The organism is Micromonospora sonneratiae (genome assembly GCF_042679305.1).
GTDB lineage: Bacteria > Actinomycetota > Actinomycetes > Mycobacteriales > Micromonosporaceae > Micromonospora_H > Micromonospora_H sonneratiae.
Map to the genome: position 1 here is coordinate 1 of NZ_JBHTMP010000064.1, position 22039 is coordinate 22039.

A 22039-nucleotide genomic window follows, 5' to 3' on the forward strand; every position below is an offset into this window, starting at 1 on the left:
CGGCGTCCGGACGGCAGCGCCGGCAGGCCCGCAGGCCGGCCCGCTGGGCCGCCGCCGCCGACGGATAGAAACAGACGTTCTTTCGTTTCGGGGTCATGGCGGGACACGACGGCCGGCAGTAGATCCCGGTCGACGTGACGCCGGTGTAGAACCAGCCGTCGAACCGCTGGTCACGGCTGTCCACTGCCCGGTAGCAGCGCTCGAAGTCCAACTCCACGCCACCGATCCTGCCTCGCCATCGCCGCCGGCCGCTCGCGGGAATCGGACCTGGTTGTAAGGAAGTGCTCCTTGCCAGCGCCGCTGTCGTGGAACGGGGCCCTGCCTCACCTCAACGCGTGGCGGACGCGACGAACACGGGCACCGCCAGGAACAGTCGATCATCATGCGCGCGCCGCTGCTGCTCCTCGGCCCAGCCCCCGACCCGGGCCTCGGTGACCGCCCCGGCGGACCGGACGGCGTCCGCCATGCCGACGAGTACGGACAGGCCGTCCACGCCGGTGAGTACGTCGGTGTGCACCTCCACCGTGACCTCGCGGAAGCCTGCGTCGAGCAGCAGGTTGCGGTAACGACGGGCGGTCCGTGGACCGGTGACCAGTTCGGCGCGGGCGTGCACGATCGTCCGGGTGAGTCCCGGGTCGTCGGAGTCGATGGCGACCATCTCCCAGTCCTGGCCGATCAGCACGATCCGTCCGCCCGGAGCCAGCACCCGCCGTGCCTCAGCCAGCGCCTGGTCCGTTCCAGACCAGGCTCGCGGCGGAGGCGGTCGGTGCCCCAGCAGCGGCTGGCGGCACCGTGCCGGCGACTGGCGGTGACCCCACCGCCTCCCACCGCTCCGGCAGCGGCAGGGTAGCGTTGGAACGCCTTGTCGACCCTGTCCGTTGATCGGGTCACCCCATCATCAGGACAGGCGGACCACGCCGAGGTCGCGGTACGTCACGGAAGAGAGAGTTGACGCGTTCCCATGTCTTTGTCCATCGGCATCGTCGGCCTGCCCAACGTCGGCAAGAGCACCCTGTTCAACGCCCTGACCAAGAACGACGTGCTGGCCGCGAACTACCCGTTCGCCACCATCGAGCCCAACGTCGGCGTGGTCGGGCTGCCGGACGAGCGGTTGACCAAGCTCGCGGAGATCTTCGGCTCGCAGAAGATCCTTCCGGCACCGGTCTCGTTCGTCGACATCGCCGGCCTGGTCCGGGGCGCGTCCAAGGGGCAGGGCCGGGGTAACGCGTTCCTCGCCAACATCCGCGACGCCGCCGCGATCTGCCAGGTGGTGCGGGCCTTCTCCGACCCGAACGTCGTACACGTCGACGGCAAGGTCTCGCCCGCCGACGACATCGAGACGATCAACACCGAGCTGATCCTCGCCGACCTCCAGACCCTGGAGAAGGCACTGCCCCGGCTGGAGAAGGAAGCCAAGCTCCGCAAGGACCGGGCGGCTGCCGTCGACGCCGCGAAGAAGGCAACCGAGCTGCTCAACACCGGGGTCACCCTCTACGCCGGGGCGGCGAAGGCCGGCATCGACGTGGCCGAGCTGCGCGAACTGCACCTGCTCACCACCAAACCCTTCCTGTACGTCTTCAACGTCGACGAGGCGGAGCTGGCCAACCCGGACTTCCTGGACGAGTTGCGCCTGCTGGTCGCGCCGGCCGAGGCGGTCTTCATGGACGCCAAGGTCGAGTCCGAACTGATCGACCTGCCCGAGGAGGAGGCCCGCGAGCTGCTGGAGTCGATCGGTCAGCCGGAGCCGGGGCTGAACCAGCTCATCCGGGTCGGTTTCCGTACGCTCGGGCTACAGACGTACCTCACGGCCGGTCCCAAGGAGGCGCGGGCCTGGACCGTGCCGGTCGGGGCGACCGCCCCGGAGGCCGCCGGGGTCATCCACTCCGACTTCCAGCGCGGCTTCATCAAGGCCGAGATCGTCTCGTACGACGACCTGGTCGCCGCCGGTTCGATGGCCGCCGCCAAGGCCGCCGGCCGGGTACGGATCGAAGGCAAGGAGTACGTCATGCAGGACGGCGACGTGGTGGAGTTCCGTCACGGAGGAACGTCTGGGACCGGGAAGAAGTGACCCACCCCATGACCCGCGCTGAGTTCGTCGCTTTTGTACGGGATGCGCGGCACGGTGTAGTGGCCACCGTCGACGAAAATGGCAATCCGGAAGCCGCGCTGGTAGGCCTCGCTGTTACTGATGAGGCTGAGGTCATCTTCGATTCGCTGAACGACGCACGCAAGATGCGCAACGTCCGAGGTCACCCGCGTGTCGCCCTGGTGATCGGGTGGGACGACGGCGTGTCCCTGCAGGTCGAGGGCTCCGCGGACGTCCTGTCGGGGGCCGATCGAGACGAGTACGGCGAGGTCTACCTCTCGCAGTTCCCAGGAGCGCGCGCACTCGATAACGAGTTCGCGATTGTTCGCGTTGTCCCTCAATGGCTGCGCTATTACGACGCGCGACCCGCGTCCGCGCGTGTGGTGGAAGCGGAGTGCTGGTGAGCGAGTGCTCGTCGAACAGCGATCTGGTGGAGTTCCGCTTCAACGTCTGAACGTCGACCGCTTTCGCAGGTCACTGGTTGTGCCCGGTCTGAGGGCACAACCATGGCACGCCGCCACGCGTCACCAGCCAGCCGGCCAGCACCTTGGATTCACGGACCGCGTGGGGGAGCGGTAACGGGCGACGGCCGGCTGACCGGTGCAGAACGATGAGGCGCGGGATGATCGGTGCGCGCATGTGCATAAGTAGTTGTTGCCCAAGAACACTACTGCTACATTTTGCGCGATCTTGCTCCGCGATCATTGGCCAGTTGGACCATCTCCCCTGATCTCTGGAGATCCCGATGGAGCTTCACCGCCCTCGTCCCAAGTTCTTTTGGCTCGGATTCTTTCTTCTGGGCGGCCTCGCCCTCATCTGGGCTTCCCAGAACGGGTGGCAACTGCGGATCCTGATCGTGCCGGTGGGCGCCGGACCCTTGCTGGTCGTCGGCGTGGTCATGGTCCTGGGTGTTCTTGCTGTTCTTGCTGGCTCGTTCCGTTCCGCGCCGATGATGCTCGATGGGTCGGGACTCCGGCTGCGTGTGGCGGGCATCAACCGATCGGTTCCGTGGGCGTCGATCGACGCGGTGATACTTGAGCCGCACACGGGCACATTGGACAGCACCGGCGCCCCACGACTGGTGTTGGTACCGTCGGCCGACGCCGACCTGGGCGTCGTGGCTGAGTATCGGAACAAGGTCGACGGTCGTCCTTCCATCATCCTGTTGTCGTTGGACTCACTGCGCGAATCCCAGGACCACGTAGTTCGTGCGTTTAAGACGTACGGAGGAGAGCGGTTCATCAACGGGCTGCCGTGTTCCGAAACGGAGACGGAACTCCCCCGCTAGGGCGACCTGAGTCGCATGCCAGGACCGGCGAGTAGGTTTTGTTCCATGCTGCGGATCTCCCATCCAGTTGCCACGTCACGGCTGATCCTGCGGCCGTTCACGGCAGCGGACCTGGATGATGTGTGGGCGTATCAGAAGCTGCCGGAAGTGGCCCGCCACATGTTGTGGCCGGCGCGGACCCGCGACCAGTCCGAGCGGGCCGTGGACCAGATGGTCACGGAGGACAATATCGCCGGGGAAGGCGACTGTCTGAGTCTGGCCGTGGTCTGGCCGGATGCCGGGCGGGTCGTTGGCCAGGTGGAACTTGTCTGGCTCAGCCGGGAGCATCGCCAGGGCGAGTTGGGATACGTCTTCAACCCGCAGTACCAGGGGAAGGGCCTGGCCACCGAGGCTGCTGCCGAAATGCTCCGACTGGGCTTCGAAGCGCTCGGCCTGCATCGCATCGTCGGCCGTTGCTCCGCCCAGAACAGCGCCTCGGCAAGGCTCCTGGCCCGGTTGGGAATGCGACAGGAGGCGCACTTCGTCCACAACGTACGGCTCAAGGGCGAGTGGAAGGAGGAGTTGGTCTACGCGATGCTCCAGCATGAGTGGCGGTCGAACGAAAGCCCCGGCCAGAAAGGTGACCGAACTGCCACTGGTTCGTGAGGTGTCACCGAGAACCCGCAGACCGGCGGCGTGGGCCGTGCTCGTCGTACTCGCACGATCGAACTGGTCACGCCCGAAGCGCTCGGCGGACGTCCGAAGTCCATGGACCGTACGCTCATCGGCTACGCACATCAGAGCATGGCCAAGCTCAAGAAGGAGTTCGCTGCGCCGACGAGCGCGGTTGGCTGGGCGTACGGTGGCGAGTCCGAAACGGACGAGATCATTCTGATCAGCGGGGCATCGGGAACGTTGCCTGACCCCAAGGGGGCTTTGGAGCGGCTCCTCGCGTCGCTGCCCCGGCTGAAGAACGTGCGTCCGGTGGATCCCGGGCCGCTGGGTGGTGAGGCCAGCTGTGGCAGCGGCGAGACCACCAACGCGGCCGGTATCGTCGGCGTGACGTCCTGCGCCTGGGTTGACGCCGGCAGCATCGGACTGGTGACGTTCATGTCTCCGGGCCGGTCGTCGACGGGTCGTGACCGGAGCGCGGAGTTCGTGACGATCCGGGGACAGATCCAGCAACGGACCAGTTGAGGAACGAGCAGTGACCACCGAACGAATCAGTCCGCCCCTGATCGGCGGCGAGCGCGAGACACTGCGCGCCTACCTCGACTACCACCGAGCGACGCTGGCGATGAAGTGCGACGGGCTCTCCGACGAGGACCTACGCCGCCAGTCGATGCCACCCTCGACGCTCTCGCTGCTCGGCCTGGTACGCCACATGGCGGAGGTGGAGCGTGCCTGGTTCCGTCGGGTGATCAACGGGGAGGACGTCCCGCACGTGTGGTCGCCCGAGGGGGACTACCAGGTGGCGTACGACGCCAGCACGTCCACGCGTTCGGAGGCGTTCGACGCCTGGCAGCGGGAGGTCGAGCACTCCCGCCGGATCGAGGCGGCGGCCGACTCGCTGGACGTGACCGGCTACCAGGTCAAGTGGGGTGCGGACGTTTCACTGCGACTTGTGATGCTGCACCTGATCCACGAGTACGCCCGGCACAACGGGCATGCCGACTTCCTGCGCGAGGGCATCGACGGGACCGTGGGAGCCTGACCGCGACCCGGCTGGTCGGCGGGCGTACGAGATCCCGGTTGGGCTACGAGATGTGGTGCAGGATCACGTTGTGGACGTGGTGGCTCTTCTCCGCGCCCCGGAACTCCACCTCGTAGGTGTGCGTGCCGACGTGGATTGCGATCGCGCCGGTGGAGAAGAACGAGCCGCCCCAGGACTTGTTGCTCACCACGCTGACGCTGGTGATCTTTCCGTACGGGATGCTGGTGATCGCGTACTTCTTGCCGACGAACGACTTGTCCTGGATGATCACCCGCCGGTTGGTGAGGCCGATGAACCCGGTTCCGGCGCCGATCGCGTCGTAGACCGCGATGACCTGTTCCCCTTCGAGTAGGCCGCTCTGGATCTGCTGCAACTGTTCCCGTCGGTCATAGGTGACGTTAGCCATGGTTCCGAGCCTAGGCATGTCGCGCTACCCGGCGCTCGGCTGGCTCCGGGCCCGCGTCGACTGCTGCTGGCACCACCGGACCGGTGTCGGCCGTCGCCTGCCTGACGGCAGGACGCCGAATGGCCAACGGACTGGCGGCCCTGCCCTGCTTTTCCCTGGTGGTGCTGACCGGATTGCTGCTTGCCGCAGCGATGGGTGACGTCTGGGGCTGGATCAACGTGGTGCTGCCGTTGCTCGGCTCCGCTGTGCTGCCCTGGCTGATCGGGCGGTACGTCCGGTTGCGGGCTGACCTCGCCGAGGCCGGATGGCGGCATGCCAAGCAGCTCGAACGGGAGCGGCGTCTGGTCGTCCGCGAGCTACGGCTGCGTGAGCGCGCCCGGATCGCCCGGGACATGCATGACTCGCTCGGCCACGAGCTGAGCCTGGCCGCGATGCGTACCGGGGCGGCAGCGGGGCCGGGACGGCGGTCACCGTTGTCAACGGTCGCCCTGCCGCCGGGGTGCCGTCAGCGGGTGCCGGCGGTGGGCACGGCCTCGTCGGCCTCCGGGAACGGCTCAGGCTGGTCGGCGGCTCGTTGCACACCGGCGAGCACGGGGACGGGTACACGGTCGTGGCGAGGATTCCACGCTCCGGCGGGCCGCAGCCCGGGACACCGGCCGTCGCCGACGAGCCGGAGTCGGGGCGGCGACTCGGGCAGGCCCGGCGGGCAGCCCGTCGCGGCCTGGCCTCCACCGTCGCCGTACCGGGGGCGAGGAGGTCTGCTGGCTGTCGAGCTGGGCGCACAGGCGGGGCAAGCCGTTGCGCCATCGGTGGTCAGGATTCGCACGAGGCGGCCGACCACTACGGGGTCGACACCGGGGTCGGCTGCTGGCATCGGCGTGCGTCGTCTCGGGAGGTTCCTTGTCCAGGGCGATGTCCAGCCGCGAGAGCGCCGGCTAGGTGCCGGGGCAGAAAGGCGGGAGCGTAGACGAGGCAACTCGACAGCCTCTACGGTGGCCTCCCCTGACCGCCGGGAGCCGGCCAGATTTCGGAAGTACTCGTCTAGTCGTCGCTGGTCACCGTGCGGTAGGCATCCTCGATGCGGGCGGCCAGGGTGACCTCGCCGACAGTGATCATGTCGCCACCGTTCGCGCCGAGGATGATCAGAGTTTGTCCGTTGTCCCGGCGGATCTCCGGACGCAGGTGCAGTGCGTCGGCTGCGACCTTGATTCGTTCGGTCAGTGCCGCGTGTTGGCTGTCGTCGAGTAGCAGAGTCCGCTCGATCTGTTGGCCTTCGCGGGTCCAGCCGTCGAGTAGCGCGAGTGCGTCGCTCAGGTAGTCCTTCTTCGCCCGGCTACTCCAGAGCGCGCGCATTACCGCACCTCCCAGGTGTTGTTGCCGGCTTGTGGCCAAATTGTCGTCATCCCGTGTCTTGGCCGTTGCTCCTAGTCTGTCGGCGTCCAGGCGGCCTGTCCACGACCACCCTTCCGTCTCTTGATGTCCGTCGGGTTGGCCCCACTCCTACGAATTGCCGATGTCTCTGGCACTCTTGACGGCTATGCAATCCGAACGGGCGACCGGAGCCGGGGGCAATGTGCCCGATGTGTCAGAACTAGTCCGTTCTGGGGCTGGGGGTGAGCCGATGTTCCCGCCCAGGGTGATCGTCGGCGCGGCCATCATCGTTGGTGAACGGGTGCTGGCAGCTGCACGGGCCAGTCCGCCTGAGATAGCCGGAAAGTGGGAGTTTCCCGGCGGGAAGGTCGAGCCCGGCGAGAGCGAGGCGGCTGCCCTGATCCGGGAGTGCGCCGAGGAGTTGGGCGTACGGATCGAGGTGGGGGAGCAGATCGGCCCTGCGGTTCCCGTGGGACGCGGCCGGTCCGTGCTCAAGGTCTATACGGCCCGGCTGGTCGGAGACGCTCAACCACGACCGCTGGAACACGCGGAGCTGCGCTGGCTGGCCGCGCACGAGCTGGAGAGCGTGCCCTGGCTGCCGGCCGACGTGCCGATCGTGACGAGTCTGCGTCGCGTCCTCGGCAGAACGGACCGACCTGGATGAACAGGCCGCCGGCGGGAGCCGGCGGCCTGTTTGCTGTGATCTTGGGTTTGGTCCTGCTGTCGCGAAACTCAGTCCTGCTGCTGCGACGGCTGGTCCGGGTGGGCGTAGTTCAGGGAGTCGGTCGGAAGCGGAAACTTCACGTCGTCACCGAACGGCGACGGCGCGGCCGGCCGGTCGAAGGCGAACTCGCTGATCGGCAGTCGGCCACGAGCGTCCACCGCAGCACGCTGCGGTCCGGGGACCTGGCGGTGCCAGTTGACCCCCCGCTCTGCCTCTGCCTCAGCCCGAGGGTCGTGAGAATGGCCCGCGTGCGAGTGCACCGCGCCAAGGGTTTCCTCCCGACGGGCACCGGTCCCGCTGCCGTCGGTCTGTCCGCGCCGGAAAATCTTGCTACCTAGCCACACAATTGGATCGTACCTGCGATCGACCACGCGTTCCTTCATCGGGATGATCGCGTTGTCTGTGATTTTGATGTGCTCAGGGCACACTTCCGTGCAGCATTTGGTGATGTTGCAGTAGCCGAGTCCCTGTTCCGCCTGTGCGTACTCTTTGCGGTCGGTTCGGGCGTCCAGGGGGTGCATGTCCAGTTCGGCGGCCCGGATGAAGAACCTCGGACCGGAGAACTCCGGCTTGTTCTCCTCGTGGTCGCGGACCACGTGACAGGTGTTCTGGCACAGGAAGCACTCGATGCACTTGCGGAACTCCTGCGAGCGCTCGACGTCGACCTGCTGCATCCGGTACTCGCCCGGCTCCAGGTCGGCCGGCGGAGCGAACGCCGGGGTCTCCCGCGCCTTCTCGTAGTTGAACGAGACGTCGGTGACCAGGTCCCGGATGATCGGGAAGGTCCGTAGCGGGGTGATGGTGACCGTCTCGTTCTCGTCGAAGGTCGACATCCGGGTCATGCAGCCCAACCGGGGCATGCCGTTGATCTCCATCGAGCACGAGCCGCACTTGCCCGCCTTGCAGTTCCAGCGACAGGCCAGGTCGGGCGCGTCGGTGGCCTGCAACCGGTGGATGACGTCGAGGACCACCTCGCCCTCGTTGACCTCGACCTCGTAGTTCTCCAGCTGGCCGCCCTGCTCGTCGCCCCGCCAGACCCGGAATTGGCGCTTGCCGCCCATTACTTGCCCGCCTCCTCAGCGTTAGCGTCCGCAGCGAGGGCGTCGAAGTCGGCGAGCTCCTCGTCAGTCAGGTACTTGGCCAGCTCGGTGCGGTCGAACAGGGTGATCAGCTCCGGGCGCATCTTCGGCAGCGGCTGGTGCTCCAGCCGTACCTTGTCGCCGTCGAGCGAGCACACCAGGTTGACCATGCGCCAGTGCGGCGCCATCTTCGGGAAGTCCTCGCGGGTGTGGCCACCGCGCGACTCCTCCCGCTCCAGTGCCGCCCGCGCGGTGCACTCGGAGACGACCAGCATGTTGCGCAGGTCGAGCGCGAGGTGCCAGCCGGGGTTGTACCGCCGACCACCCGTCGCCTTCACCGTGGCCACCCGCTCGCGCAGGGCGGCCAGCCGGACCAGCGCGTTCTCCAGCTCACCCTTGCGCCGGATGATGCCGACCAGGTCGCCCATCACCGCCTGGAGTTCCTGCTGCAACGTGTACGGGTTGTCGCCCGCCTCCCGGGCCAGCGGTGCCAGCGCCTGGTCCACGGCTGCCTCGACATCCGCGGTGCGGACCTTCGCCCGGGTGGCGGCGGTCTCGTCGACGTAGGCGGCTGCGTACTGTCCGGCCCGCTTGCCGAAGACCAGCAGGTCGGACAGGGAGTTCCCGCCCAGCCGGTTGGAGCCGTGCATACCGCCGGAGACCTCACCGGCGGCGAACAGGCCGCGTACGCTGCCGGCGGCTGCAGCGGTGTCCGGGTCGACCTCGACGCCACCCATCACGTAGTGGCAGGTCGGCCCGACCTCCATGGGCTGCTTGGTGATGTCGACGTCGGCCAGTTCCTTGAACTGGTGGTACATCGACGGCAGTCGCCGGCGTACCTCCTCGGCCGGCAGCCGGCTGGCGATGTCCAGGTAGACACCGCCGGACGGCGTACCGCGACCGGCCTTGACCTCGCTGTTGATCGCCCGCGCGACCTCGTCCCGGGGCAGCAGCTCCGGCGGACGCCGGTTGTTGTCCGGGTCGGTGTACCAGCGGTCCGCCTCCTCCTCGGTCTCCGCGTACTGCTTGCGGAAGACGTCGGGGACGTAGTCGAACATGAACCGCTTGCCCTCGGAGTTCTTCAGGACGCCGCCGTCACCACGCACCGACTCGGTGACCAGGATGCCCTTGACCGAGGGCGGCCAGACCATGCCCGTCGGGTGGAACTGGAGGAACTCCATGTTGATCAGCGTCGCGCCGGACCGCAGGGCCAACGCGTGCCCGTCCCCGGTGTACTCCCAGGAGTTCGAGGTCACCTTGTAGGACTTGCCGACGCCGCCGGTGGCCAGCACCACGGCCGGGGCCTCGAAGAGGACGAACTCGCCGGACTCCCGGTAGTAGCCGAACGCTCCGGCGACCCGGTCGCCGTCGAGCAGCAGTTCGGTGATGGTGGTCTCGGCGAAGACCTTGATCCGGGCGTCGTAGTCGCCGTGCTCCCGCTTGTCCTCCTGCTGGAGCGAGACGATCTTCTGCTGGAGGGTACGGATCAGCTCCAGCCCGGTACGGTCACCGACGTGCGCGAGCCGGGGGTACTCGTGGCCACCGAAGTTGCGCTGCGAGATCTTGCCGTCCTTGGTGCGGTCGAACAGCGCACCGTAGGTCTCCAGCTCCCAGATCCGCTGTGGCGACTCCTTGGCGTGCAGCTCGGCCATCCGGAAGTTGTTGAGGAACTTGCCGCCCCGCATGGTGTCGCGGAAGTGGACCTGCCAGTTGTCCCGGCTGTTGACGTTGCCCATGGCGGCTGCGGCACCGCCCTCGGCCATGACCGTGTGGGCCTTGCCGAAGAGCGACTTCGAGATGATGGCGGTCTTCTTGCCGGCCAGCCGGGCCTCGATCGCCGCGCGGAGGCCGGCGCCGCCGGCCCCGATCACGACGACGTCGTAGTAGTGTCGTTCGATTCGCGTAGTCATGTCAGGCCCTCAGTTGATGAACCGCAGGTCGTCGAACCAGTTGGCGGACAGCGCCATGATGTAGAAGTCGGTGAGCGCCAGCGTGCCCAGCGTGATCCAGGCGAGCTGCATGTGTCGCGCGTTGAGCCTGGAGACGATCGTCCAGAATCGGTAGCGCACCGGGTGCTTGGAGAAGTGCTTGAGCCGGCCACCGATGATGTGGCGACAGGAGTGGCAGGACAATGTGTACGCCCAGAGCATGATCACGTTGCCCAGTAGGATGATGTTGCCCAACCCGAAGCCGAAGCCGGTCGGCGTCTTGAAGGCCAGTACCGCATCCCAGGTGTTGACGATCGAGATGATGAAGGCGGCGTAGAACGCGTAGCGGTGTGCGTTCTGGAAGACCAGCGGGAACCGGGTCTCACCGGAGTAGGTCTTGTGCCCGTCCGGGACGGCACAGGCCGGCGGGGAGAGCCAGAAGGAGCGGTAGTAGGCCTTGCGGTAGTAGTAACAGGTGAACCGGAACGCCAGCAGGAGCGGCAGGGTCAGGGCGGCCTCTGGGATGATCCACCAGTCGGGCAGGAACCGTCCGAAGTGAGCCGAATCCGGAACACAGCGTTCCGTTACGCACGGGGAGTAGAACGGGGTCAGATAGCTGTGTTCGTCGACCCAGTAGTAGTCGTGCATGAAGACGCGGACCGTGGCGTACGTGACCCAGGCGCCGAGCCCCACGACGGTGATCAGCGAGGGGAGCCACCAGCGGTCGGTACGCAACGTCTTCGCCGTGATGGCGGCGCGTCGGCGCTCGCCTCCCGGCTTGGTTGCCGTCGTTGTCATTCCCTTATGTCTTCCTGACGAGGCCCTGTCTGCCTGACGGGCACGGACGGTGTTCCGGCCAGCGCGCGGGGGCAGGAGAGGACCCGCAGCCGCACACCTGCGTCCGCGTCGGTGCACACGTTACGCCGCACGACGACAACCCTGCGCGCAAGGCAGTCTGGCGTGTGCGCCCCGGTTCTGGAAGTGCCGCCGCCGCGCCCATCGGTAGATGTGCAGTAATTCACTTGTAAATCTCTGATTGTCTTCGCCAACCCGTTGACGATGCGTCAGCGCGATGTCATGGGCAAATACTTCGGCATCCGGGCAGCCGCCGGGGTGCGGTCGGCCGTCACAGGTCCGGTGCGGCCAGCCGTCGGCTCGGTCCCGCGCACGACTGCGGTCCGTCCAGCAGACGGTCGAGCACCGTACGGCCGCGTCGGTCCTGGTCGAGCAGGAAGAACGCGGGTTCGCCGGCCCGTGCCTGCTGGTCCAGCGCGTTGGCGTACGTGGTTCGGGCGTCGATCAGTTGACGCCAGCCATCCGCCCAGCGTTGCCGCCGCTTCGGCGTGTCGTCGTCGTCCCGGTCGTCCCCGTCGTCGTCGCGTGACCGGTCAGCCAACCGTTCGATCTCGGCGAGGAACGGTTGTACGGCGGCGTTCTCGTGCCGGACCGCGGTCGCCCGCTGACGGGGTGTCTCCGTCGCGCCGGGCGGCGTCAGCCGGTTGAGTCTGCGTTCCAGGGCGAGGCACGCCGAGTCCACCCGGGCGTGCTCGGCACGTGCCGAATCGGCCCTGCGGACCAGATAACCGGTGACGCCGAAGGCCGTTCCGAAGGCGACACAGGCCAGGATCACGACCACCACCGCTCCGGCGACGCCGGCACCGATCAGCCAGCGGCGTCGCCGCTTCGTCGGAGCCTTCCGGTTCGGGTCATCCTCTGTGGACGAAGGTCCGGCAGAACCGGGCTCGGCAGGCGGTGAGCTGTCGAGGGGTACGGTCGCGTCGTCGGTCACGCTGACAAGTCAAGCATCGACACGCCACGCACCGCACCCCTCGGTCGCGACGAAGCTCAGCCGGATGCGCCGCCGGTGAAGTTCCAGGCGGCCAGCCGGATCGGTGGTGCCGTCCACCAGATGCTGTCCCAACTGTCGGGCTGACGTGCCGTGTGCCGGCCGAGGCCGAGTACCGCGCCCGGGGCCAGCGCCTGCGGATAGGACTGGGTGAAGCGGAAGTCGCGTACCGCCGTACCGACCTCGCCGTCCTCGATCAGCCAGACGCCGTTACGGGTCAGACCGGTGACGACCAGCGTCCTCGGATCGAGGACCCGGGTGTACCAGAAATCGGTGATCAGCAGGCCGCGTCGTACCCCGGACACCAGGCGGGCGGTGTCGGCATCCACGACCGGTCCGGGAACCTCGCCGGGTCCGCTGCCGGTTGGGTCCGCACCGGTCGAGCCCGTGGCGTTCGGGCCGGCGGCGGTCGGATCCGTCGCGGCCGAATCCGGGTCCGGGGAGTCGGGTGAGCCGGCCGGCTCCAGCCGCATGCCGAGCGGGATCGGACCCCAGTAACGCGCGGTGGCCGAGGCATGGCCGGTCGATTCGACGCCGGCCTCGGCCGCACGCTGCCGGTCGTGGGTGATCGTCCGGGTGACCCCCCGGCTCACCAACGGAACGCTCCGCCGGGGTGTGCCCTCGATGTCGAACGGCAGGGCCGCGGTCGCCAGCGCGTCGTCGACCAGCGTGACGCTGGGGTCGAACTGCTCGGCTCCGAGCACGGCGAAGGACTGCCGTTCGTTGTACGCCTTTCCGCCGAAGCCGTACCGGGCCAGGTTCTGTAGCACGTCGGCCACGGCGGTCGGCTCCAGCACCACCTCGTAGCGGCCCGGTGGCAGCTCGACGGGAGCCGTACCGGCCCGGGCCTTGTCCGCCGCCCGCCGACCGAGTACCGCGCCGTCCAGTTCCGCCAGCCGGGGTGCGGCCAGCCGGGCCAGCCCGTCCACCCCGTCGATGCGGGCGATCCCGTCCATGGCCGCCGCCGCGGTCCGACCACTGACCGCCTGCCCGGCACTGTTGGCGAAGGCCCCGGACAGACGGGTGGTACGGCAGTAGCCAGCGGTGGTCAACCCACCGGCGGCGTCGACGAACGCCCGGACCCGCTGCGCCCGCTCGTCCGGTGACGCGTACGCGGTGGCCCCGTCCCAGGGCGCGGTGCCGCCCAGCGGTGCGGGTGGGGCGAGACCCGGCCAGGTCGGGTCCGGTGGGCAGAGCCGGGCCGCCGCCAGCGTCCGCTCGACCAGGGCACGTAGCCCGTCGTCGCTGGTCACCGTGGTCGACCCGGTCGCCGTACGGCCGTCGAGGTGCAGTCTCAGCGTCACGGTGTCGGTGGCTTCGGTGACGTTCTGATGGATGTACGAGTTGGCGAAGCGGGTCAGTGCCAGGGCCGAGTGCGTGGCGTTGACCTCGGCCTGCGCGTGGCCACCGGCGATCCGTCGGACGAGTTCCACCACCTGCCCGGCCATGTCCAACTCGCGACCAGCGTCGTCCGGTTCTCCCTGCACACGACCACCTCCGTTGCGAGTCAACCCGTCACCCCAACCCGTACGCCCCGGAACCGGGCCGGTGCGGCCGGATGTCCGGTGTGGCCGATCTGTCCAGGCTGCCCCTTGCCGCAGTTGGGCGTGCCCCACGCGACGCTCTCCGACGAGAGCATGTCCATCGAACGCCAGAAGAGGGGGCCGATCCCGGTGTAGGTGGGATTACGCAGCATCCGGCCGAGCCGGCCGTTCTTGATCTCCCAGCCGATCTCGCAGCCGAACTGGAAGTTGAGCCGCCTGTCGTCGATCGACCATGACCGGTTCAGGTCCATCAGGACCCCGTCGTCGGTGGCCGCGATCATCTCGTCGAGGGTGTGTGGACCGGGCTCCAGACCGACGTTGGTCATCCGTACCATCGGCAGCCTCGCCCAGCCGTCGGCCCGTACGCTGCCGGCGTAGTCGAGGCCGGCGACGGCGGCCGAATCGCGCCCGGCCAGGACGCCCACCCACCGTCCCTCGCGGACCGCGTCCCGCTTCGCCGCCGGGGTGCCCTCGTCGTCGAAACCGAAGCTGCCCAGTGCGCCCGGGATCGTCGGGTCGATGGTGACGTTCATCAGTTCGGACCCGTAGCGGAGGCTGCCGAGCTGGTTCAGGTCGAGCCAGGAGGTGCCGGCGAAGGCAGCCTCCCAGCCGAGGATGCGGTCCAGTTCGATCGCGTGCCCCACCGATTCGTGGATCTGCAACGCCATCTGCTCGCCACCGAGGATCAGGGTGGTCTCGGTGCTCGGGCAGTGCGGCGCGGTGAGCAGCGCGCGAGCCTCCTCGGCGATCCGGGCGGCATGTGCCGGCAGGTCGAGGGAGTCGACCAGTTCCCAGCCGCTGGTGCCGTACTGTCCGCGGTAACTGGGGTAGGACCGACGCTGGGTCTCGCCCTCGCCGATCACGGTGGCCCAGATGCCACCACCACACTCCCGGATGTGCTGGTCGATCCGGTGGCCCTCGCTGGAGACGAACCACTTGGTGGTGTCCCAGACCTGGTAGAGCCCCTCGGCCAGGTCGGCGCCATGGTCGACCATCGTCCGGGTGGCTCCGGTCAGCAGGTCGCCCTTGTCGGACAGGGGTACCGAGAGCGGGTCGACGACGCACGGCGAGGCCCAGGAACCGCTGACCGCCGGAAGCGGGAGGAGCCCGGCGTCCGGTCCGGAGACGAGGGCACTGGCGGCGGCGACCTTCGCGGCGTGTACGCCGGCTGCGCGGGCGGCGGTCTCGGAGAGATCGGGTACGGCGTAGTAGCCCCAACTCGATCCGACCAGGGCCCGTACGCCGACCCCGGCATCCTCGTTCTGGACGAGTTCCTTGATTTCGCCGTTGCGGGCGGACATCGACTCGTATCGGCGGTGCACCACCCGCGCGTCGGCGTACCTGGCCCCCGCGTCGATCGCGGCCTGCACCGCGGCCGTGGCCACATCGAAGTGGGTCATGACAGGACCCTATGCGAAAGTCCCGCCCGGTGGCGCGGCAGTCACGTGACGTTAGTTCAGTGGCGCGGGTCGGCGGCGGGGTGGCGGGGTCAGTGGCGGGGGAGTAACTCGTCCGGGCTGATTTCGGCGACCAGCGGTTCGCTGATCCGGAGTGTCTGTCCGGGCTTGGTCACCGACTCCTCGATGTAGTGCTGCCCCTCCAGGCGGTAGAGGTGCAGTGTGCCGGTGTCCTGCTCGACGAGTAGATACCAGGGGATGCCAGCCACGGCGTAGTAGTGCATCTTCAGCACCTTGTCGGCAGCCGCGTTGCTCGGCGAGATGATCTCGCAGACCAATCGGACGTCGCCGGCGTCGACGACCAGTTCGTCGAAGTCGATGTCACCGGTGATGACCAGGTCCGGGATCGGCATCCGACCGGCCCGCAGCCGTACGTTCACCGCCTCCAGGACGTGCAGCCCGGCAGCTCGTACGGCCATTCGGAGTATGACGTACAGCTCCCCGGAGATGTGCTGGTGGCGTGGGGTGGGGGCAGGGGTCACGTACAGGCTCCCGTCGAAGAGTTCGACCCGTTCCTGGGTGCCGTCGAGCGAGAGGTACTCCTCCTCGGTCCACGGCCCACCGTGCCCGAACACTGCTGCCGTCATCGTCACCTCCGAATTCGCCCTGGCGACCAGTCTTCCACGGAGAACGAGTCGGCGGGTTTCTGGATACGGGTGCTGAGCACGGCCGGGACGGCGGGGGTGGACACGCTGTCGTGGACGGACTTGAATACGTGGTGAGCTGCGAAGTCTCTTGATGCCGAGTCGTTACGTACGGCACCGCTGACAGCATCGCCGTTTGTAGCTTATTTTCACCCTCTAGCCCCTGCTGTAAGTTCTCTTCAATACGCGCCAGGGTCGTCAAGGCGTCTGACCAGCGGGGATCTGCTGGTAGCAGGGAGAGGGAGGCGGTCGTGGACATGCCGGTATCGGCCCCGTCCGGGGAACCGGACGCCCGGCCGCCGACAGCCGGGCAGGCGCCGGGACAACGTACGGGTGACGATGCGTACCTGACGGTCCGTGACCTGAGGGTGCACTTCGACACCGAGGACGGCGTGGTCCGGGCGGTCGACGGGGTCTCGTTCGCCGTCGACCGGGGACGGACACTCGGCATCGTCGGCGAGTCCGGTTCGGGCAAGAGCGTGACCAGCCTGGCGATCCTCGGTCTGCACAACGCCCGGCGTACCACCATCACCGGGCAGATCCAGGTGGCCGGCCGGGAACTCGTCGGCCTGCCCGAGGAGGAGATCCGCAAGCTGCGCGGCCGGGACCTGTCGATGATCTTCCAGGACCCGCTCTCCGCGCTGCACCCGTACTACACGGTGGGTCGGCAGATCGCCGAGGCGTACCGGATTCACCACCCGGAGGCCAACAAGCGGGCGGCCCGGCAGCGGGCGATCGACATGCTCGGCCGGGTGGGCATCCCACAGCCGGCCAAGCGGGTCGACCAGTACCCGCACGAGTTCTCCGGCGGCATGCGTCAGCGGGCGATGATCGCCATGGCCCTGGTCAACGACCCGGCCCTGGTCATCGCCGACGAGCCGACCACCGCACTCGACGTCACCGTGCAGGCCCAGATCCTCGACCTGCTGGAGGACCTCCAGGCCGAGTTCAACTCCGCCATCATCATGATCACTCACGATCTCGGGGTGGTCAGCCAGGTCGCCGACGAGGTACTGGTCATGTACGGCGGTCGGGCCGTCGAGTACGGCAGCGTCGAGCAGGTGCTGCGCCGGCCGCAGCACCCGTACACCTGGGGGTTGCTCTCCAGCGTGCCGTCGCTGCACGGCTCCGCGGACGCGGACCTGGTGCCGATCAAGGGCAATCCGCCGAGCCTGATCAACCTGCCGTCGGGCTGCGCGTTCCATCCCCGCTGCCGGTACGCCGACCGGACCGGTGGCCGCTCGTCCAGCGAGGTTCCCGAGCTGCTGACCGTACGGGAAGCCGGGCACCTGGTCGCCTGCCACCTGGCGGAGGACGAGCGGGAGCGGATCCACGCCGAGGAGATCGTCCAGTTGGGAGTGGCCCGGTGACCGCTCAGGATCTGCGTGACCAGGGAGTTGCCGACTCGACACGCGGTAGCGAACCGAATCTGGTCCCTGATCACGGGGATCAGGGGGAGGCGCTGCTCCGGGTCGAGGGACTGGCCAAGCACTTCCCGGTACGGGGTGGACGTCGCGGCGGCGTGGTACGGGCGGTCGACGGGCTCGACTTCGAGGTACGGGCCGGGGAGACGCTCGGACTGGTGGGTGAGTCCGGCTGCGGCAAGACCACCACCGGTCGGATGCTGGTACGACTGCTGGAACCCACCGACGGGCGGATCGTCTTTGCGGGGCAGGACATCACGCATGCCGGTCGGCGGGCACTGCGCCCGCTGCGACAGGACCTACAGATCATCTTCCAGGACCCGTACGCGTCGTTGAATCCCCGGCACACGGTCGGCGAGATCGTGGCGATGCCGCTGCGGGTCAACGGGATCAAGCCGCCCGGTGGCGTGAAGCAGCGGGTACGGGAACTGCTGGAACTGGTCGGACTCAATCCCGAGCACTACAACCGCTATCCGCACGAGTTCTCCGGCGGCCAGCGGCAGCGGATCGGCATCGCCCGCGCACTGGCCCTGCGCCCCAAGCTGATCGTCGCCGACGAGCCGGTCTCCGCCCTGGACGTGTCGATCCAGGCACAGGTCATCAACCTGCTCCGCGACCTGCAACGCGAACTTGGCCTGGCCTTCGTCTTCATCGCCCATGACCTGGCCGTGGTGCGGCACTTCTGCCAGCGGGTCGCGGTGATGTACCTGGGCAAGATCGTGGAGATCGGCGATCGGGCCGACATCTACGAACGGCCGCAGCACCCGTACACCCGGGCGCTGCTCTCCGCGATCCCGGACGTCACGGAACTCGGACCGGCAGGGCGGATCCGCCTCAGCGGGGACGTCCCGACCCCGCTCGACCCGCCGTCGGGTTGCCGATTCCGTACCCGCTGCTGGAAGGCCGAGGAGCGCTGCGCGACCGAGGAACCGGCGTTGGTCTCCCGTGGCGGTGGGCAGGCGACCGCCTGCCACTTCCCAGAAAGCGGCCCGATCCAGTGAGCGCGAGGAGCGAGCTTGCGAGCCCCGCAGTCGCGATCGGGAGGTGGGCCCAGTGAGCGCGAGGAGCCGAGCGTTCCGGGGTGGCTCGCGTGGGACGCGGTCGGGCCGGAATGCGAGTAGAGCTTGCGAGCCCCGCAGTCGCGAGTGGAGACAGCTCTGATGAATGCCCCAGCAGTGGTGCGGAGGTGACGCGATGAGCCTGTCCCCGGTGGAGGGGGTTGCGCTGGCCGAGGTGGAGTCGGGCGGCGGCGTACCCGGTGGTGGCGAGCCCGGCGGCGTGGCTGCCGGAAAGTCGCAGGGGATCGTCGGCCGTTCTCCCGGCCAGCTCGCCTGGGCCCGGCTGCGGCGGGACCGGACCGCGGTGATCAGCGGTGCGATCCTGATCCTGTTCCTGGTCGTCGCGCTCGCCGCGCCGTTGATCGAGATGATGTACGGCGTCGGGCCCAACGAGCGGGCGGGGGAGAAACTGGACGGGCACGGGATGCCGCTGGGGTATCTCGGCGGGATCTCCGGCGAGCACTGGTTCGGGCTCGAACCACACACCGGCCGGGACATCTTCATCCGCCTGATCTACGGCCTGCGGACGTCGTTGTTCATCGCGTTCGCCGCCGCGATAGTGACCGCCGCGATCGGCATCGTCACCGGCACCATCGCCGGCTACCTGCGTGGCTGGGTGGACGCGGTGATCAGCTGGATCACCGACCTCACCCTGGCCATGCCGTTCCTGATCATCGCGTTGGCGGTGATGCCGACCATGGCGCTGCGCTTCTACGGCGATCGTGGCGAGGTGTCGCTGACCTTCCAGGTGGCGACGCTGATCGGGGTCTTCGCCGTGTTCGGCTGGACCGGCACCGCCCGGTTGGTACGCGGGCAGGTGATCGCACTGCGCGAGCGGGAGTTCGTCGAGGCGGCCCGGGCGAACGGGGCTGGTCTGGGGCACATGTTGTTCCGCCAGATCCTGCCGAACATCTGGGCACCGATCCTGGTCTCCTTCTCGCTGGCGGTGCCGTCGTACGTCACCAGCGAGGCGGCACTGTCGTTCCTGGGTATCGGTCTCAGTGACGAGTCGGCCAGCTTCGGTCGGATGATCTTCCGCAGCCTGGACTATCTACAGACCGATCCGGCGTACGTCTTCTTCCCCGGCGTCGCGATCTTCGCGCTGGTGTTCGCTTTCAACCTCTTCGGTGACGCGCTGCGCGACGCGCTCGACCCGAAGTCGTCCCGGTAGAGGTGCGTGATGGCGCGGTTTCTGATCAAGCGGTTGCTCTCCGCGGTGCTGACCCTGTTCGCGGTGAGCGTGCTGAGCTTCCTGATGTTCTTCGCCCTGCCGAAGGACCCGGTCAACGGGATGTGCCCGAAGAACTGCAACGCCGAGCGGTTGGAGCGGGTACGCCAGGAGTTGGGGCTGCGCGACCCGTTGCACACGCAGTACCTCGGCTACATGAAGGGGATCTTCGTCGGTCGGGACCTGGGCAGCGCCCAGGGCGGCCAGTGTGACGCGCCCTGCCTCGGCTATTCCTATGTGAACAGCGAGGCGGTCACCGACACCATGGCCCGGGTGCTGCCGGTGACCCTGAGCATCGTGATCCCGGCGGCGATCCTCTGGCTGCTCCTCGGGGTCGGTCTGGGCATGATTTCCGCGTTGCGACGGGGCACCATGCTCGACCGGATCGCGATCGGATTCTCGCTCACCGGAGCCTCACTCCAGCTCTACTTCGTCGGTGCGGTACTGCTGCTGATCTTCGTCTACAACCTGAAGATTTTGCCGGTGCCGGGTTACACGTCGATCTTCGATAATCCGTTGAAGTGGGCCAGCGGTCTCGTGCTGGCCTGGGTCGCCCTGGCCTTCCTGTTCTCCGCCATCTATGCCCGGCTGTCCCGGGCACAGATGCTGGAGACGCTCTCCGAGGACTTCATCCGGACGGCGCGCGCCAAGGGACTGCCGAAGTCCAAGGTGCACGGCCGGCATGCGTTGCGGGCCGCGATCACCCCGGTGGTGACGATCGCCGGTCTGGACGTGGGGGGTGCGCTCGGCGGCACGGTGATCACCGAGACGACCTTCGGCATCACGGGGCTCGGGCGTACGGCGGTGGAGGCGGTACGGGGCGGCGACCTGCCCACCATCATGGCGACTGTGCTCATCGCCGCGTTCTTCGTGGTGGTGGCCAACCTGGTCGTTGACCTGCTCTACGCCTTCATCGACCCTCGGGTGCGGTTGGGATAGGCATCCTTCACCGGCGGCCGGGTCCGGTGTCCCGCCGTTCGCATCCGTGTTCCGCCGTTCGTAGGCACGCTGAACCGGGGCATCGTCGGCCCTTCTCCGTTGTGGACACGAGCTGTGGCTTGCCATTGCCACCTGCACTTATGCGCCCTAGAGTGCTGCGCGTAGTCGAAGAATCACACCGTGCAGCGATCCGTCCTGCGGACGTCCGAGGACGTTCAGGGCGTCCACCGGGAGATGGGCATGAACAATCTGCTTCGCACCGCGATGACCGAGGCGGGCGAGACGACCGAGTCACTGGCGGGTCGGATCGGGGTCGACCCGAAGACCGTCGGGCGGTGGCTCTCGCCGGGTCGGGTGCCCCATCCCCGCCACCGGAGGGCAGCGGCCAAGGCCCTCGGTCGGGAGATCACCGAGCTCTGGCCGGACGTGGTGCGGCCCCGCGTACCGGCGTGGTTCCGGCCGTGGGCGGACCTCGAACGGGAGGCCACGGCATTGCGGTCGTTCGAGGTCGCGGTGCTACCCGGCCTGTTGCAGACCGAGGCGTACGCCCGCGCGGTGCTCAGCAGCGGTCCGCTGGGTGCCGACGAGGTGGAGGGGTACGTCGCGACCCGGCTGGAGCGGCAGGCGGTCGTCCTCGACCGACCCCGCCCGCCGCTGACCGTCTTCGTGATCGACGAGGCGGCGCTGTTGCGGGGTGACCCGGAGGTCATGCAACCCCAGTTGGACCATCTGGTCGCCATCTCCGCCCGACCCAGTGTGATGGTGCACGTGCTCCCGCTGCGGGCCGGCTTCCACCCCGGCCAGGCCGGTGCGTTCGTCATCGCCAGCGTCGGCGGTGACGGCGACGTCGGATACATCGACGACCAGGCGGAGGGGCGGATCGTCAAGGACGTTGCCCCGCTCTGGCACACCTGGGACACTCTGAGGTCGGTGGCGCTCCCGCGCGATCTGTCCAGAGAGCATCTAGAGGCGCGAACATGGCTGAGATGACCGGCGCCCGCTGGCGCACGAGCACCCGCAGCAGCTCCAACGGTGGCAACTGCGTCGAGGTCGCCGACAACCTGCCCGGTGTGGTGCTGGTCCGGGACAGCAAGGACCGCGACGGCGGCATCCTCGTTCTCGCGCCGGACGTCTGGCGCGCCTTCGTCGGGTTCGCCGCCGGGCGCTAGCGCTACCCCGGGGTCCGTGGCTGGCCCCCGCGTCGCCCCTTCCCTTGGTGACGCGACAGGCACCGACTGCTTTCGAAGTCTCGCATCGGCCGGGATCGGTGCCGATCGAGCCGCGATCGTGGCGAAACTTATCGTCAACTGTTACACAATCCGTA

The 22039-nt window shown here is 68.1% G+C and carries 25 protein-coding genes; 14 read left to right on the forward strand and 11 right to left on the reverse strand.

Annotated elements, in window-relative coordinates; translation table 11 throughout:
* Together ACFQ4H_RS28295 and ACFQ4H_RS28300 are read right to left on the reverse strand one after the other, a co-directional pair.
* On the reverse strand, window positions 1-217 hold a 217-nt coding region (locus ACFQ4H_RS28295), incomplete at its 3' end, for an Ada metal-binding domain-containing protein (RefSeq protein ID WP_377576547.1).
* Window positions 218-328: 111 nt separating this feature from the next.
* Window positions 329-706 carry a methyltransferase domain-containing protein gene (locus tag ACFQ4H_RS28300; RefSeq protein ID WP_377576550.1) on the reverse strand — a complete coding sequence of 126 codons (378 nt, stop codon included), beginning with the start codon at window positions 704-706 and terminating at the stop codon, window positions 329-331.
* A 255-nt stretch (window positions 707-961) separates the two neighbouring features.
* Here ACFQ4H_RS28300 and ychF point away from each other — a divergent pair, with 255 nt between their 5' ends.
* From ychF to ACFQ4H_RS28330, 6 genes are all read left to right on the forward strand, one after another.
* The gene (gene ychF / locus ACFQ4H_RS28305) at window positions 962-2068 is read left to right on the forward strand and encodes a redox-regulated ATPase YchF (protein ID WP_377576552.1); all 1107 of its coding nucleotides are present in this window, start codon (window positions 962-964) and stop codon (window positions 2066-2068) included.
* An 8-nt stretch (window positions 2069-2076) separates the two neighbouring features.
* Window positions 2077-2490, forward strand: a complete 414-nt coding sequence (locus ACFQ4H_RS28310) for a pyridoxamine 5'-phosphate oxidase family protein (RefSeq protein ID WP_377576555.1) — start codon at window positions 2077-2079, stop codon at window positions 2488-2490.
* Between the two features lie 341 nt (window positions 2491-2831).
* Complete coding sequence (locus tag ACFQ4H_RS28315) at window positions 2832-3374, forward strand: hypothetical protein (protein WP_377576557.1); 543 nt, start codon at window positions 2832-2834, stop codon at window positions 3372-3374.
* A gap of 45 nt (window positions 3375-3419) precedes the next feature.
* Window positions 3420-4019 carry a GNAT family N-acetyltransferase gene (locus tag ACFQ4H_RS28320; RefSeq protein WP_377576559.1) on the forward strand — a complete coding sequence of 200 codons (600 nt, stop codon included), beginning with the start codon at window positions 3420-3422 and terminating at the stop codon, window positions 4017-4019.
* 102 nt (window positions 4020-4121) lie between these two features.
* Window positions 4122-4550, forward strand: a complete 429-nt coding sequence (locus ACFQ4H_RS28325) for a hypothetical protein (RefSeq protein WP_377576562.1) — start codon at window positions 4122-4124, stop codon at window positions 4548-4550.
* A gap of 10 nt (window positions 4551-4560) precedes the next feature.
* Complete coding sequence (locus ACFQ4H_RS28330) at window positions 4561-5067, forward strand: DinB family protein (RefSeq protein ID WP_377576565.1); 507 nt, start codon at window positions 4561-4563, stop codon at window positions 5065-5067.
* 43 nt (window positions 5068-5110) lie between these two features.
* On the opposite strand, the gene ACFQ4H_RS28335 is transcribed toward ACFQ4H_RS28330, so the two are convergent.
* Window positions 5111-5473, reverse strand: coding sequence for a PH domain-containing protein (locus ACFQ4H_RS28335; RefSeq protein WP_377576568.1), 363 nt, complete (start codon window positions 5471-5473; stop codon window positions 5111-5113).
* Window positions 5474-5664: 191 nt separating this feature from the next.
* Between ACFQ4H_RS28335 and ACFQ4H_RS28340 the strand changes: the two genes are divergently transcribed.
* Complete coding sequence (locus ACFQ4H_RS28340) at window positions 5665-6570, forward strand: histidine kinase dimerization/phosphoacceptor domain-containing protein (protein ID WP_377576638.1); 906 nt, start codon at window positions 5665-5667, stop codon at window positions 6568-6570.
* Here ACFQ4H_RS28340 and ACFQ4H_RS28345 read toward each other — a convergent pair.
* A complete protein-coding gene (locus tag ACFQ4H_RS28345; RefSeq protein WP_377576571.1) occupies window positions 6515-6826 on the reverse strand; it encodes a pterin dehydratase in 312 nt (103 codons plus the stop codon). The two genes, ACFQ4H_RS28340 and ACFQ4H_RS28345, sit on opposite strands and share 56 nt — an antisense overlap.
* A 268-nt stretch (window positions 6827-7094) precedes the next feature.
* Between ACFQ4H_RS28345 and ACFQ4H_RS28350 the strand changes: the two genes are divergently transcribed.
* Window positions 7095-7508, forward strand: a complete 414-nt coding sequence (locus tag ACFQ4H_RS28350) for a (deoxy)nucleoside triphosphate pyrophosphohydrolase (protein WP_377576574.1) — start codon at window positions 7095-7097, stop codon at window positions 7506-7508.
* Window positions 7509-7576: 68 nt separating this feature from the next.
* On the opposite strand, the gene ACFQ4H_RS28355 is transcribed toward ACFQ4H_RS28350, so the two are convergent.
* From ACFQ4H_RS28355 to ACFQ4H_RS28385, 7 genes are all read right to left on the reverse strand, one after another.
* The gene (locus ACFQ4H_RS28355) at window positions 7577-8629 is read right to left on the reverse strand and encodes a succinate dehydrogenase/fumarate reductase iron-sulfur subunit (protein WP_377576577.1); all 1053 of its coding nucleotides are present in this window, start codon (window positions 8627-8629) and stop codon (window positions 7577-7579) included.
* The gene (locus tag ACFQ4H_RS28360) at window positions 8629-10557 is read right to left on the reverse strand and encodes a fumarate reductase/succinate dehydrogenase flavoprotein subunit (RefSeq protein ID WP_377576580.1); all 1929 of its coding nucleotides are present in this window, start codon (window positions 10555-10557) and stop codon (window positions 8629-8631) included. Before ACFQ4H_RS28360 ends, ACFQ4H_RS28355 begins: the two co-directional genes overlap by 1 nt.
* Window positions 10558-10566: 9 nt before the next feature.
* A complete protein-coding gene (locus ACFQ4H_RS28365; protein WP_377576582.1) occupies window positions 10567-11373 on the reverse strand; it encodes a hypothetical protein in 807 nt (268 codons plus the stop codon).
* A 328-nt stretch (window positions 11374-11701) separates the two neighbouring features.
* Complete coding sequence (locus tag ACFQ4H_RS28370) at window positions 11702-12364, reverse strand: hypothetical protein (protein ID WP_377576584.1); 663 nt, start codon at window positions 12362-12364, stop codon at window positions 11702-11704.
* A gap of 56 nt (window positions 12365-12420) precedes the next feature.
* The gene (locus tag ACFQ4H_RS28375; protein WP_377576640.1) at window positions 12421-13869 is read right to left on the reverse strand and encodes a TldD/PmbA family protein; all 1449 of its coding nucleotides are present in this window, start codon (window positions 13867-13869) and stop codon (window positions 12421-12423) included.
* Between the two features lie 59 nt (window positions 13870-13928).
* The gene (locus tag ACFQ4H_RS28380; RefSeq protein ID WP_377576586.1) at window positions 13929-15365 is read right to left on the reverse strand and encodes a TldD/PmbA family protein; all 1437 of its coding nucleotides are present in this window, start codon (window positions 15363-15365) and stop codon (window positions 13929-13931) included.
* A gap of 89 nt (window positions 15366-15454) precedes the next feature.
* A complete protein-coding gene (locus ACFQ4H_RS28385) occupies window positions 15455-16009 on the reverse strand; it encodes a Uma2 family endonuclease (protein WP_377576589.1) in 555 nt (184 codons plus the stop codon).
* Window positions 16010-16323: 314 nt separating this feature from the next.
* Between ACFQ4H_RS28385 and ACFQ4H_RS28390 the strand changes: the two genes are divergently transcribed.
* From ACFQ4H_RS28390 to ACFQ4H_RS28415, 6 genes are all read left to right on the forward strand, one after another.
* Window positions 16324-17436 (forward strand): ABC transporter ATP-binding protein, encoded by a 1113-nt coding sequence (locus ACFQ4H_RS28390; RefSeq protein WP_377576643.1) that lies wholly within the window; start codon window positions 16324-16326, stop codon window positions 17434-17436.
* Window positions 17437-17495: 59 nt separating this feature from the next.
* Entirely contained in the window at window positions 17496-18491 is a 996-nt protein-coding gene (locus tag ACFQ4H_RS28395; RefSeq protein ID WP_377576646.1) for an ABC transporter ATP-binding protein, read from the forward strand.
* A gap of 193 nt (window positions 18492-18684) precedes the next feature.
* On the forward strand, window positions 18685-19719 hold the full coding sequence (locus ACFQ4H_RS28400) for an ABC transporter permease (protein ID WP_377576591.1): 1035 nt from the start codon (window positions 18685-18687) through the stop codon (window positions 19717-19719).
* Window positions 19720-19728: 9 nt separating this feature from the next.
* Window positions 19729-20715 carry an ABC transporter permease gene (locus ACFQ4H_RS28405; protein ID WP_377576593.1) on the forward strand — a complete coding sequence of 329 codons (987 nt, stop codon included), beginning with the start codon at window positions 19729-19731 and terminating at the stop codon, window positions 20713-20715.
* 240 nt (window positions 20716-20955) lie between these two features.
* Window positions 20956-21705, forward strand: a complete 750-nt coding sequence (locus ACFQ4H_RS28410) for a helix-turn-helix domain-containing protein (protein ID WP_377576649.1) — start codon at window positions 20956-20958, stop codon at window positions 21703-21705.
* Entirely contained in the window at window positions 21702-21884 is a 183-nt protein-coding gene (locus tag ACFQ4H_RS28415) for a DUF397 domain-containing protein (RefSeq protein ID WP_377576652.1), read from the forward strand. The genes ACFQ4H_RS28410 and ACFQ4H_RS28415 overlap by 4 nt, the downstream gene beginning before the upstream one ends.
* Window positions 21885-22039: the final 155 nt, after the last annotated feature.